The 12,913-nt window shown below is 74.6% G+C and carries 9 protein-coding genes; 1 reads left to right on the top strand and 8 read right to left on the bottom strand.

The features are described from left to right. Nucleotides 1-24 precede the first annotated feature (24 nt). The gene (locus tag V7E46_RS28500; RefSeq protein WP_333771101.1) at nucleotides 25-2,625 is read left to right on the top strand and encodes a glutaminase domain-containing protein; all 2,601 of its coding nucleotides are present in this window, start codon (nucleotides 25-27) and stop codon (nucleotides 2,623-2,625) included. Nucleotides 2,626-2,725: 100 nt separating this feature from the next. Here V7E46_RS28500 and V7E46_RS28505 read toward each other — a convergent pair whose 3' ends face one another. The 8 genes from V7E46_RS28505 to V7E46_RS28540 all read right to left on the bottom strand — a co-directional run bounded on the left by V7E46_RS28505 (nucleotide 2,726) and on the right by V7E46_RS28540 (nucleotide 12,484). Further along, entirely contained in the window at nucleotides 2,726-3,589 is an 864-nt protein-coding gene (locus tag V7E46_RS28505; RefSeq protein ID WP_333771102.1) for an endo alpha-1,4 polygalactosaminidase, read from the bottom strand. Next, nucleotides 3,586-4,365: a spherulation-specific family 4 protein gene (locus V7E46_RS28510; protein WP_333771103.1), complete on the bottom strand. Its 780-nt coding sequence runs from the start codon at nucleotides 4,363-4,365 to the stop codon at nucleotides 3,586-3,588. The genes V7E46_RS28505 and V7E46_RS28510 overlap by 4 nt, the downstream gene beginning before the upstream one ends. Beyond that, nucleotides 4,362-5,300 (bottom strand): NAD-dependent epimerase/dehydratase family protein, encoded by a 939-nt coding sequence (locus V7E46_RS28515; protein WP_333771104.1) that lies wholly within the window; start codon nucleotides 5,298-5,300, stop codon nucleotides 4,362-4,364. Before V7E46_RS28515 ends, V7E46_RS28510 begins: the two co-directional genes overlap by 4 nt. A gap of 7 nt (nucleotides 5,301-5,307) precedes the next feature. Then, a complete protein-coding gene (locus V7E46_RS28520; RefSeq protein WP_333771105.1) occupies nucleotides 5,308-6,021 on the bottom strand; it encodes a sugar phosphate nucleotidyltransferase in 714 nt (237 codons plus the stop codon). A gap of 49 nt (nucleotides 6,022-6,070) precedes the next feature. Further along, complete coding sequence (locus V7E46_RS28525; protein ID WP_333771106.1) at nucleotides 6,071-7,072, bottom strand: SDR family NAD(P)-dependent oxidoreductase; 1,002 nt, start codon at nucleotides 7,070-7,072, stop codon at nucleotides 6,071-6,073. A gap of 56 nt (nucleotides 7,073-7,128) precedes the next feature. Further along, nucleotides 7,129-8,628: a hypothetical protein gene (locus V7E46_RS28530; protein ID WP_333771107.1), complete on the bottom strand. Its 1,500-nt coding sequence runs from the start codon at nucleotides 8,626-8,628 to the stop codon at nucleotides 7,129-7,131. Further along, a complete protein-coding gene (pelF, locus tag V7E46_RS28535) occupies nucleotides 8,625-10,202 on the bottom strand; it encodes a GT4 family glycosyltransferase PelF (protein WP_333771109.1) in 1,578 nt (525 codons plus the stop codon). Before pelF ends, V7E46_RS28530 begins: the two co-directional genes overlap by 4 nt. A gap of 101 nt (nucleotides 10,203-10,303) precedes the next feature. Beyond that, a complete protein-coding gene (locus V7E46_RS28540) occupies nucleotides 10,304-12,484 on the bottom strand; it encodes a hypothetical protein (protein WP_333771111.1) in 2,181 nt (726 codons plus the stop codon). Nucleotides 12,485-12,913: the final 429 nt, after the last annotated feature.

Consider the following 12,913-nt stretch of genomic DNA (forward strand, 5'->3'; position numbering starts at 1 on the left):
ACCCCTCCCCGAGGACGGACCCCCGTGACTTCCGATGACCTCCGCACGCCCGGGCCAGGGCGCCGCGACCTGCTCAAGTGGAGCGGCGCGCTGACCGCGGCCGCCGCCACCGGCGGCTTCTTCACCCTCACCGCCGCGCCGGCCGCCCAGGCGCGGGCCAGCGCACAGGGGCTTGCCCCGGCCGCGAGCACCTTCGGGCCGATCCGGCCGCCCGCCGTGCCGCTCGCCGTCCGCTCGATGTACCTGTCGACCTGGCTGCCGGCGGACAACCTGGCCGGCACCTGGCCCACCTTCTGGAACGGCCACATCACCGCGCTGTGCGGCCTGGCCAGGATCGACGGCGCCGCCTACATCTTCGCCGGCTCACCCGCGCTGCCCGCGGGACCCGCGCTGGCCACCATGCAGCAGACCTCGCTGCAACTGACCGCGACCCGCTCGGTGTACACGCTCACCGGCGGCGGCGTCGCCTTGACCGTCACCTTCTTCTCCCCGGTCGACCTCGGCAACCTCCAGCGCCAGTCGGTGCCGCTCAGCTACGTCACCGTGCAGGCCGCGAGCGCCGACGGCCGCGCCCACGCGGTCGACGTCCACCTCGATGTGTCGGGGGAGTGGGTGCACGGCGACACTGCCACCCCCATCACCTGGGACCTCCAGCAGGCCGGCCGGATGACGGTGCTCAGCGCGCAGCCCGCCACCCCCGGAGTGCTGCAGGAGCACGGCGACCAGGCCTCCTGGGGCCGGCTGGTGCTGGCCGCGCCCAGCGGCACCGGGGTCACCGCGCAGATCGGGCAGGACACCGTCGTCCGCGCCGCCTCGGCGGCCAACGGGCGGCTCGACGGCTCGGTCGACAGCGCCAAACCCCGTGCCATCAGCGACCGCTGGCCGGTGCTGGGCCTCAACCGCGACTTCGGCACCGTCAACCCGGGCACGCCGTCGGCGGAATTCACCGTCACCCTCGGCCATGTCCGCACCCCCGCGGTCACCTACCTCGGCGCCCAGCTCCAGCCGTGGTGGACGCACTACTGGGGCTCCTGGACCGACATGGTCGGCTGGTTCGACGCCGACCACGCCGCCGCCCTCAGCTCGGCCGCCGCCCTCGACCAGCGCATCCACAACGACGCGGTCGCGGCGGCCGGCGGCGGCGCCACCGGCGACCACTACGCGGCCGTCTGCGCCCTCGCGCTGCGCCAGGCGGTGGCCGGCACCGAACTGGTCGACCGGAACGGATCGCCCTGGGCGTTCCTGAAGGAGATCTCCTCCGACGGCAACATGTCCACCATCGACGTGACCTACCCGGCCTTCCCCGCCTACCTCTACCTCTCGCCCGCCTACCTGCGGCTGCTGCTCGAACCGCTGCTGGACTACGCCGAACACGGCGGCTGGCCCGAGGAGTTCGCCGAGCACGACCTCGGCTCGGGCTACCCCAACGCGACCGGGCACAACGACGGCAACGAGGAGGACATGCCGGTCGAGGAGTCCGCGAACATCCTCATCATGGCCGCCGCCCTCCTCCAGCGGCTGCCCGCCGCCGACGCCGCCGCCTTCGCCGCCGCCCACTACCCGATCCTGCGCCGGTGGGCCGAATACCTCGCCGCCAACGCCCTCGACCCCGGCTTCCAGAACCAGACCGACGACTTCACCGGCTTCATCGCGCACAGCGCCAACCTCGCGCTCAAGGGCATCGTCGGCATCGGCGCGATGAGCGTGGTCGCCGCCGTGAACGGCAGCACCGCGGACGCCGCCCACTACCGCACCCTGGCCCGCAGCTACATCAGCCGCTGGACGTCGCTGGCCGAGGACTCCTCCGGCGGGCACCTCAAACTCGCCTACGACCAGGACGGCACCTGGAGCCTGAAATACAACGGCTTCCCCGACCGGCTGCTCGGCCTCGACCTGGTCCCCACCGGCACCGCCGCCCGCGAGGCCGCCTGGTATTCCGCGCGGGCCGGCGCCAACGGCGTCGTCCTCGACCCGCGCAACGACTACACCAAGGGCGACTGGGAGGTGTGGACCGCCGCCTGGCTCGCCGACCACGGGACGACCCGCGACCAACTGGTCAACGGCGTCTACAACTTCGCCAACAGCACACCCCAGCGTGTCCCGTTCAGCGACTGGTACGTCGTCGCCAGCGGCGCCCAACGCGGCTTCCAGGACCGGCCGGTGGTCGGCGGGATGTTCGCCCTGCTGCTGCCGCCGGCCGCCTCCGCGGTGAGCTGGCACCGCATCCAGAACCGCAACTCGGGCAAGGTGCTGGCCGTCTCCGGCATGTCGCTGGCCGACACCGCCGAGGTCACGCAGTACACCGACAACGGCACCGCCGACCATGTGTGGACCCTGCTGGACAACGGGGACGGCACCGTACGCATCGCCAACCGCAACAGCGGCAAGGTGCTCGCCGTCCACGACCAGAGCACCGCCGACGGCGCCCACGTCCAGCAGTACCAGGACAACGGCACCCCCGACCACCTGTGGCGCATCACCGACAACGGCGACGGCTGGTCGAAGATCGTCAACGTCCGCTCCGGCAAGGTGCTCGCGGTGGACGGCATGTCGCAGGCCGACAGCGCCCAGGTCACCCAGTGGACCGACAACGGTTCGGCCGACCACCTGTGGCGGCTGATCTGACGTGCCGTGAGCCGTGCCCACGGCACGTCAGACGGATCCCGCCGGTGCCTCCTCCTCGCCCGGCGGGGTCCGTGGCCCGCCCCTGCCGGGCGGGGCGGGGTCAGCAGGGCTCGCGCCAGGCGTCGAGCGACAGGTGCTTGGCCATCGAGCTGAATCCCAGCTTGCGCACCGCGGGGCAGAAGCGGGCCGGCTTCAGCTCGTACTCGACGTGGAAGACCGGCTTGCCGGCCGCGATGAACGGTGACAGCCGCCCGCACTCGTCGTACTGCGCGCACTGCTCGTCCACCGAGAAGTCGAAGTCCCCCAGCAGCTGGGGCACTTGGCCGAGGTCGTTCTTGAGCCCGACGGCGAGCCCGCGGGCGTGGGCGAGAGCGGCGATCATCCGGTTGTACGCGAGCTGGTCGGCGGCCGTCAGCGGGAAGCCGGTGGAATTGGCGTACCCCTCGACCAGATCGGGCTCGACCGCGTCGAAGCCCTTGGCGCGGCACATGTCGAAGCGGGAGGCCATCAGCGGGCGCAGCCGGTCGAGGGCGCGGATGTCCAGCCAGCGTTCGCCGTCCCAGCCGTCGCCGCGGCCCAGCAGCGCGGTCGGGAAGCGCGCGGCGTCCGGGCGGAAGGACTCCCACGCACCGGCGTTGACGTAGCAGATCACCCGGCGCCCGGCGTGGTGCAGCCGCGTGACGACCCCGGCGTCGTTCTCGAACCCGTCGATGTCGTAGACCGGTACGTCGACGGACGTGTCGACGGTGCCGCTGAGCTGCCACTGCCAGGCAGCGCCGGGCGCCGGCTGCCACCGCCCCGCGGCTGCCGCCGCCCCGGAGCCGGAAGTGGACGGGGGAGTGTGCGCGGAGGTGGGCCCGGACGGAGCCGGGCCGCTGTCGTCGCCGCCCGGCGAGGAGCAGCCCGCCGCCGCGAGCAGCAGCACGGCCACACAGCCGAGCGCGCGGGCGGCCCGGCCGCTCACGCGGCACCCGACGGCACGTACTGCCAGGGATTCGGCGGCCCGCCCGGCACCGCGCAGTGCACGGCCGCGCCCCGCCCCGCCGCCGTGCGCGCCACCGCGCGCGCGGCCGCGGCCCCGGGCACGCCGTAGACCAGGTGGCAGAAGCGGGACGGGGGATGGGCCGCCGTCCAGCCGGGAACAGCCGCCGCCGTGTAGTCCTCCCAGCTGCCCTCGTACGTCACCAGCAGGTCCGCGACCGCTGCGTAGCCGGGGTCGGGGTGCACCCCGGGGTTGAGCACGACGGCCCGCGCACCGCCGCGCCGGGCGGCCACCGCCACCCGCCGGTAGTACCGCAGCCGGTCGCGGCCGGAGGCGACCCGGTCGAAGAAGACCCCGCTCACCCCGTACCAGTCCTGGTGCCGCCGCAGGTCGCGTGCGACCTCCCGGGCGGGCCGGGCCGCGTAGTTGGTGTCCACATAGCCGAACAGCCGCACTCCGGCCGCCCGCAGCCGCCGCGCCGCCGCCGCGACGACCGTGTCGGGCGGCCCGGCTCCCGGCCCGTCCGCGACGTTGACCACCACGCCGTACAGCCGCCCCGCCGCCTGCTCCAGCGCCCGCCAGGCGCCCGGGTCGAGGGCGGGATGGACGTACAGCGGCACGAGCAGCGAGCGCGCGGCGGCGACGGGCGGCACCGCGGGCTGCGCCACCGCCTCCGGCGGCGTGCGCCCGGGCCTCGGCGCGTACGGCGGTACGGGCGTGGGGCCGCTGTACGCCGCCGGCCGCTCGGGGGCGGTCATGCCGACGCCCCGGCGGCCGGGGCGGTGGTCAGCCACAGCGCCGCCAGCGCGTCGCGCAGGGTGCGGGCCGGCTGCCAGCCCAGGGCCGCGGCGGCCAGCGCGATGTCCGCGCACACCCAGGACGCGGCGGCCGAGCGCTCCGAGCCCGCGCCCGACTCCTCGATCCGCCCGGTGAAGCCGGCCAGCCCGGCCAGCTCCGCCGCCAGATCGCGGGCCGGCCTGGCGCGGCCCGACCCGATGTTCAGCACCGGGGGCAGCGGCCCGGCGGCGGTGGCGGCCAGCGCCACCGCCTCCGCCACGTCGTTCACGTCCACGAAGTCACGGTACGCGCCCAGGCCGCCGGTGCGGACCGCCCCGTCCGGCGGTGCGGCGCGGAAGGCGGCGGCGAGCCGCCCGGGCAGCCCGGACGCGGGTGCGCCCGGGCCGACCGGGTTGAAGACCCGCAGCACCACCGCGTCGAGCCCCGACCCGGTCACCGCCAAGGTGCCCGCCAGCTTCGTGGCGCCGTAGACCCCGGCGGGCCGGGCCGCGGCCGACTCGTGGAGCGGTGTCCCGGGCGTCCCGGGGCCGTACTCCGCGGCCGAGCCCAGCTGCACCAGCCGGGCAGCGGGCACCGCGGCGGCCATCGCCTCGCACAGCGCGGCCGGGCCGCGGGCGTTGACCGCCGCCAGTGTGCTCGCCGGCCCGCCGGTGAGCCCGGCGCAGTTGACCACGACGTCGGGGCCGAGCGCCGCGAGCCCGCCGGCCAGCACGTCCACCGGCACCGTGCCCAGGTCGGCCGGCAGGTCCGGCGCCGGGCGACCGCCCGCACCGCCCCCGCCGTCCGGCGCCGCGCGCCCGCCGTGCAGCACGGTCGCCCCGGGCAGCGCGCCGAGCCGCGCGGTCACCGGGGCGCCGAGGTAGCCCGCGCCGCCGAGCACCAGAATCCTGCTCATGCCGTGCTCACGCCCCCTTGAGCAGCAGCCCGCGCAGGCTGCTGAATTCGGCGTTCGCCCGGTCGTAGTCGTCGGGCCGGCCGATGTCCAGCCAGTAGCCGTCGAAGTCGTGGGCGTGCGGCGGCCGGTTCGCGGCGAGCAGGTCGAGCACCAGCTCGTCGAAGCCCAGCGGCAGCCCCGGCGTGTAGCCCGAGAGCGTGTCCCGGGAGACCCCGTAGACCCCCATCGACACCCGGTAGTCCATGCTCGGCTTCTCGGTGAAGCCCACCACCTGGCCCTCGGCGGTGGTGAGCACCCCGAAGTCGATGTTGACGGTGCGCCGGTAGGTGGCGATCGTCAGCGGGGCGCCGGAGCCGCTGTGCCCGCGCAGTAACTGCGCGAAGTCCAGGTCCGTGAGCACATCGCCGTTCATCACCAGGAAGTGCTCGGGCAGTTCGTCGCGCATCGTCAGCAGCGGGCCCATCGTGCCCAGCGGGTTGTCCTCGGTCACGTAGTCGACGTCGATCCCCCACTGGGAGCCGTCGCCGACGTAGGCGCGGATGATGTTGCCGAGGTGGCCGATGGCGATCGTGCAGCGGAGGAAGCCCGCGGCGGCCAGCTGCCTGAGCACGATCTCCAGGATCGCGTGGCTGTCGCCGATCGGCACCAGCGGCTTGGGCAGCGCGGTGGTGTAGGGCCGCAGGCGTACGCCCTTGCCGCCCGCGAGGATGACTGCGTGCATGGTGGGTCCCCCCAGAAGTGGTGTGGTCAGGGTCGATTCCGACGTACGGTCAGACGTTGTAGGCGCCGGTCTTGTAGCGGGCCAGGTGGACCGGGTCGCGGAAGAAGTCGATGGTGCGGGCGAGGCCGTCCTCCAGCCGGTGGGCGGGCGCCCAGCCGGTCGCCTCGCGCAGCCGGCTCGCGTCGCACACCAGCCGCATCACCTCGGACCCGGCCGGGCGCAGCCGCTGCGGGTCCTCCAGCACCGCCAGGTCGGTGTCCATCAGGGTGCCGATCAGCCGCACCAGGTCGCCGACCGAGATCTCGCCGCCCGTACCGGCGTTGAAGGTCCTGCCGACCACCCGCCCGGCCGGCGCGGTCCCCACCGCCAGGAAGGCGGCAGCGGTGTCCTTGACGTAGGTGAAGTCCCTGGTGGGCCGGAGATCGCCCAGCGTCACCTTGCGCTCCCCGGCGGCGACCTGCCCGATCACGGTCGGGATCACCGCCCGCATCGACTGCCGGGGGCCGAAGGTGTTGAAGGGCCGCAGCGTCACCACCGGGGTGCCGAAACTGGCGTGGTAGCTGTCGGCGAGCCGGTCGCCGCCCGCCTTGGACGCCGCGTAGGGCGACTGGGTCACGATCGGGTGGTCCTCGCTGATCGGTACGGTCTGCGCGGTGCCGTACGTCTCGCTGGTCGAGGTGTGCACCAGCCGCGGTATGCCCGACTCCCGTACCGCCTCAAGGACGTTGAGGGTGCCGCTGACATTGGTGTCGACGTAACTGCGCGGCGCCCGGTAGGAGTACGGGATCGCGATCAGCGCGGCCAGGTGGTAGACGGTGTCGCAGCCGGCGACCAGGTCGCGCACCGAGCCGGGGTCGCGGACATCGCCCAGGACGACGTCCACGCAGTCCGTCACCTCGGGCGGCAGCAGCTCCAGCCAGCCGTGCGAGGAGAAGGAGTTGTACTGCACCATCGCGCGCACCCGGCGGCCGGAGGCGACCAGCGCCTCGACCAGGTGCGAGCCGATGAAGCCCTCGGCGCCGGTGACGGCGACGGCAGTTGCGGTGGACACAGGGGTGATCTCCTTGTGGCAGAGGTGACGTGGGGTACCCGCCGGGGGACCGGCGGTCAGCGGTGTGCGGTGACCCGGGCGGTGACGGCGGCGGCCGTGGTGAGCAGGACGGCGGCGGCGCCCGCCCCGGTCAGGCCGATGACGGCGCCGGGCGCGCCGATGTGCGCGGCGAGCAGCGCCACGGCTGTCGTGGTCGCCGCCGACAGCACGGCGGCGGCGGGCCAGGGCCGGTCGCAGGACTGGAGCAGCAGCGCGAGCCACAGCGTGCAGCCGAGCGCCAGCAGCACGCCCAGATGCGGCGCGTCCCAGGGCGCTGCCCCCGGCAGCGCCGCGGACTCGACGCCGGCCAGCGCCACCAGCGCGGCGGCATAGGCCCCCAGGCAGCGCGCCAGCACCCGCCACGACCGGGTGAAGAGCCGCTCACCGACCCCGGTCCTGCGCAGCGCCACCAGAGCGCGGCTGCGGAAGCGGAAGAGCAGCCATTCGGCCACCCCCATGCTCACGGTGAGCGTCGCGACGAATTCCCCGGCCAGGGCCGCGGTCACCACCAGCGCCCCGGCGCCGAGCCCGCCGAGTGCCAGCGGCACCGACCGGCCCACCGGCACGTGCGGGCCGCCCTCCCCGGCCTCCCCGCCCTCGCGCGGCTCCGGGCGCCCGGCGCGGGTCCGGCTCCCGCGCGGCCGGACGCCGAACCACCCGGCCCCCGCGGCGCGGGCGGCACCGCCCGCGGTGTGCACCGCCGCGGCGATGGCGGCGCCGGCCGTCGCCGTGAGGATCGCGGCGACCACGGGCGAGGGGAGTCCCGTCGCGCCGCACCCGGCCGCCACGGTCAGCGGCGCCAGGACGTACAGCAGGGACCGCTCGCGGCCGAGCACCAGCAGGACGGTGGCCGCCGCCATGTACAGCGCCTGGCCGAGCGCGAAGAGCGGCGGCGCCGGGTGCGCGACGCCCGTCACGGCCAGCGCCGCCGCCGTGGCCGGCACGGTGCCCGCGGCGGCGCCCACGAGCAGGCAGCGGGCCGCCGCCCGCGGGCGCTGCGCGAGCAGCAGCAGGCCCGCCCGGTGCGAGAGCCCCTGGTTCCAGCTCCAGCTGCACAGCGCCGCCGCCGCCCAGCCCGCGACCGCGGCGGTCACCCCGAACGGCCCGTCGGGGCCGTCCGCCCAGCGCCCGCCGACGACATAGGCGACGCCCGGCAGCGCGAAGGTCAGTCCGCGCAGGACACAGCGCCCGGCGTCGGTGCGCCACGGGTCGGCGGCCGGTTCCGGCTCGGGGTAGGCGCGCGGCACCAGCGCGAAGAGCGACTCGGCGAGCGAGAACAGGTCCCGGTGCCCGTAGCGCCCGGTGACCTGTTCGTCGGTCAGCCCCTCGGACTCCAGCAGCGCCGCGATCTCGTCCGGGTGCACCGCGCTCGCACACGGCCCGGCCAGCCGCTCCGCCAGCTCGACGACCGGGTCGCTCTGCGCCCACGACGGCGTCCGCCGCCGCGGCAGCCGCACCACCGCGCCCATCGCCCCGTCGGCGCCGGCCGCGCCGACCAGTGACAGCGGCCCGCTCACGCCGTGCCCTCCGCGGCGGGCCGCTGCCCGGACCCCGCCGCGGTGTCGGCGCGCCGGACCCGGGACATCCACGTCACCCCGCCGTACTGCCGCCCGGTGCGCGGCTCGGCCGGCGACAGGCCGGTGTAGATGCCGCGGAAGGCGTCGATGGTCTGCCGCAGGGTGAACTGGTCGATGACCCGCAGCCGGGCCGCCTCGCCCAGCGCGGCCCGCCGCGCCGGGTCGCGCAGCAGCGCCAGGGTGGCCGCCGCCATGGCAGCGGGGTCGCGCGGCGGGACGACGAGGCCGGTCTCGCCGACCGCCTCGCGCACCCCGCCGACGTCGGTCGAGACGGTGCAGCGCCCGCAGGACATCGCCTCGATGAGGGTGAAGGGGAAGCCCTCGCTGATGCTGGAGAGCATCACGACCTGCCCGGCCGCGTAGGCGGTGCGGATGTCGTCCACCCGGCCCTCGAAGCTGACCGCCCCGGCGGCCCCGAGCGCTGCGGCCAGCGCCTCGCAGCGCGCGCGGTAGTCCTCGCCGCCGCGCGGGGTGCCGCCGAAGATCCGCAGCCGGGCCTCGGGTATCTCCTCGCGGACCAGCGCGAACGCGCGGATCAGCGTCTCCAGGTCCTTGATCGGGTCGATCCGCCCGGCCCAGGCCAGCGTCGGCACCTCGGGTTCGGGCCCGGCGAGCGGGAAGGCGGCGGGGTCGACCCCGTTGTAGACGGTACGGATACGGCCCGCGTCGGCGCCGCCGTGCTCCTCCCAGCGGCGGTTGTAGCGGTTGCCCGGGGTGATCAGCGCGCTGTGCCGGTAGGCCTCGCGGGCCAGCAGCCGGAAGAAGTGCAGCATCAGGGACTTCACCGGCCAGCGGTAGGGGCCCGTGCGGTGGCCGAGATAGCGCTCCCGCTGGTAGACGCCGTGTTCGGTGAGCAGCAGCGGCACCTGGTCGCGGTGGTGCGCGAGCAGCCCCGGCAGGGTGGCGAGGCCGCCGCTGACCGCGTGCGCGACTCCGGTCGGCGCGCCGGCGGCCAGCGGGCGCAGCGCGTGCTCCAGCAGGTCGGTGCCGGTCAGCGCGTCGTACTGGGTCGGCAGGGCCGCCGCCACGTCCGTACCCGGGCGCCGCCACAGCCCGGCCAGGGCGCGTACGGCCGCCTCGGAGCGCAGGCCCGCCGACAGCGTGCCGGCGTCCGCCCAGTCGGCGAGGTCGTACAGCGCGGGGCCGAACAGCTCGTCGGTGCCGGCCCTTCCACCGTCCCCGCCGCGTCCGCCCTCGGCCAGCAGCGAGGTCAGCAGCCGCTCCCAGGCGCCGAGGAAGGCCCGCCGGTCCCGGCCGCGCGGCTCCTTCCCCCCGGGGACGGCGCCCCACATCGGTATCGACTCCACCGCCCGCACGTGCGACGGCAGTTCCCACACCGGCTGCTCACGTCCCGTCGCGGTGACGGCCGTGACCCGGAAGTCCACATCGGGCATGGCGCGTACGAGCTGGTCGCACCAGACGCTGACCCCGCCGGGGCTGTGCGGGTAGGTCCCCTCGGTCAGCAGCGTCACCTGCGCGATACGCGAGGGCGGTTGGCCGAGCACTGCGTGCATGTGTCCCCCCGGGACAGGTCGGTACGGCCGGGGCGCGGGCGCGCCCCGGCGTGCGGGCGGGGCGGCCACCGCCCCGCCCGCACGCGTTCGCGTCTGCCGTGTCAGGGCCGCTTGCTGTCGCCGGGCCCGGCGGGCACGGCGACCGCCACGCCCTTGGGCACCGGCAGCCGGCCGACCGGGGCCGCGAGCGCCGCCGGGCTGTTGGCGGCGGCCTTCGCCGGCGCCGCGGGCACCGCGCCGGACGGCAGGGTCAGCGACACCGCGAACTGCAGCAGCCCCGGCTGCGTCCAGCCCGACAGCCGGCCCGCGTACGCGGTGCCGAAGGCCGTGGATCCGAGCAGTTGGGCCTGCCGGGTGCCGGCCGGGACGGTCGCGTCCACCTGGACGCCGCTCGGCGCGCTGACGGTGACCGTGTCGCCGATGCGGTAGGCGGTGACGTCGCCGCCCTTCCACGCCGTGCTCCACGCGGCCCTGCGCTGCAATTCGGTGGCGATGTCCGAGGTCCGCAGATTCACCGTGGGCGTGTTCGCCGCGAACAGCGCCGCGTAGTCGCCGAGCACCCGCTCCAGCACCGGGTACGCGATCCGGTCCTCGGCCAGGTTCGACTGGTGGAGGAAGTGCGGGCGCGGATTGTTGCCCAGCACATGGCCGAGGTCGATCCTCGACTCCAGCGGCACGATGTACGACGCGTAGCCGGTGGCCGGGTCCAACGGGGCGTTCAGGCAGGTGGAGTTGCCGGAGGTCGTGCAGGCGCCGCTGCCGCCCTGGGCCTGGCTGGTGTAGATCCAGTTGTACTCGTCGGTCTCCTCCTGCGCCGTGCCGGCGTTGTAGAAGACGTTCATCGGGAAGCGCGGCACGGTGACCGCGGGGCCGGCCTGGCGCTGGTCGGGCTCACGGGAGTTGTCGCTGGCCAGGTACTTCACGCCGAGCACGGTCAGCGCGGAGGCGAGGTTGGGATTGTCGGCGGGCTGCTGCGGCAGCAGCTTGAGCCCGGAGTGCTCGCCGGTCACCAGCTCCTGGTCGTTCAGGGACAGTCCGTGCACCGCCGCCCAGGTGCGGTTGTCCTGCACCGCCGAGGTGATGTCGGAGGTGCTCACCCACTGGACGGCGCCGCTCGCGGTCGTCTGGCAGCGCCACGGCACCACGCTCACGTCCTGCACACAGCCCAGGAAGGGGTGCAGATAGGTGTGGTTGACCCACCGGTAGGTGTTCTTGTCGGCGATCAGCTGGTTCGCCAGCGGGTCGGTCGTCGTGCCGTGGTCGGACTTCCAGTCCTCGCTGCCGCCGCCGTTGAAGACGAAGTCGAAGGTGAGGCCGTGCGCCTTCGACCACTGCGCGGCATAGGCCGCGTCCGCCGCCGTCATCCGGACCGGGTCGGTGTCGTCCCCGGTGCCGATCGGGCAGTCCACGTCGCCCGGCGTGCAGTTGAGGGTGGGATTCCACCGGTCGTCGGCGAGGAAGACGTCGTCGACCTGTACCTCGAAGTAGTTGCGGTCGGCGCCCAGGTGGATGCCCTGCGTCATCCACTCCACGATGCCGCGGGCCAGCAGCCGGAACTGCTGCTGGTACTGGTTGTAGACGAACGGGATCACCAGCTCGCTGCGCCCGTCGTGCGTGTACTGCCCGACCAGCACCCCGCGTTCGGTGCCGCCCGGGATCGGCGCGTCCACCAGCGGGGTGAAGCTCGCCCCGGCCGCCTGGGTGGCCAGCGGCGTCGCCAGGTAGCCGTAACTCTCCGACTGGTAGGGGTCGTTGTCCTCGAAGGGCACCGCGCCCTTGAGGTACCCGAAGTCGCCCGCCGCGCCCTGCGCGGTCACCTGCCCCTGCACGCCGTCCAGCGGGCCGAGGTAGCCGCCGGTCTGCGCGTAGTTGAGCCCGACCGAGGGCTGCGCGTAGGTGTACGCGTCCACCTGCCGGATACCGAAGGCTGTCTCGTACGCCGCCAGGGCGGCCATCTCCGTGGAGCCCGCGCCGAACGGGTTGTCGCTGGGCAGCACCACCGCCTGGAATTTGGCCCGCGGTCGCCCCGACACGGTGTCGCTCAGGAAGCCCGCGGTGATCACCGGCCGGCCCGCGGCGGTGAGGTCCACCGTGGTGTACGGAGTGCCCGCACCGTCCAGCTCCGAGGTGATGGCCGCGGTCGCCGGACCCCCGTCGTCCACCACCAGCACCCTGAGATCGACCCGCGGCGGCACCGCGGCCCGCGCCGACGGCGGCGCGACCGCCAGTGCCACCAGTGCCGCCGCGGACGCGACGGTTGCGGCGCGTAAAGCTCTGCCCATGAAGTTCCTCCCCCGGCAGCCGCCGATTCCCGATCGGCGTGCTCCCACTCCAACGGCCCTCTCCGGCCGTATTCCGGGGACCATCGTGGGGTAGATCGCGGAGGAGTTGTGACCATTTTGCGGAGGTGACTGGAACGCATGCGTCATGCGTCGCAGGCGCGTGCGAGGCTTCGCGTCTCCCACCTGCGGCGTTAATCTCTGTCATGCTCACGGCGCGCACGGATTATCGACCTAAATGATGAATGACCGAGCATATTTTCGATTCATGCATGGAAAGCCGAATGAATCGATAACACATGCGAATCCGTGCGCCCCGAAAAGCGCCTGCCGCGGCAGGGCGATTACGCGTGCGCCCCGTGGAGGCGGGTTCAGTCGATCGGGGGCGGGGCCGGCGCCGGTGTGGGCTCGGGTGTGGGCGGCACCGGGGAC

It is taken from the genome of Streptomyces sp. IBSBF 2435 (genome assembly GCF_036815005.1).
GTDB lineage: Bacteria > Actinomycetota > Actinomycetes > Streptomycetales > Streptomycetaceae > Actinacidiphila.

Coding starts and splice junctions, on each gene's coding strand:
- pelF (WP_333771109.1), bottom strand. CDS start 10,202: ATGCACGCAGTGCTCGGCCAACCGCCCTCGCGTATCGCGCAGGTGACG.
- V7E46_RS28520 (WP_333771105.1), bottom strand. CDS start 6,021: ATGCACGCAGTCATCCTCGCGGGCGGCAAGGGCGTACGCCTGCGGCCC.
- V7E46_RS28515 (WP_333771104.1), bottom strand. CDS start 5,300: ATGAGCAGGATTCTGGTGCTCGGCGGCGCGGGCTACCTCGGCGCCCCG.
- V7E46_RS28510 (WP_333771103.1), bottom strand. CDS start 4,365: ATGACCGCCCCCGAGCGGCCGGCGGCGTACAGCGGCCCCACGCCCGTA.
- V7E46_RS28540 (WP_333771111.1), bottom strand. CDS start 12,484: ATGGGCAGAGCTTTACGCGCCGCAACCGTCGCGTCCGCGGCGGCACTG.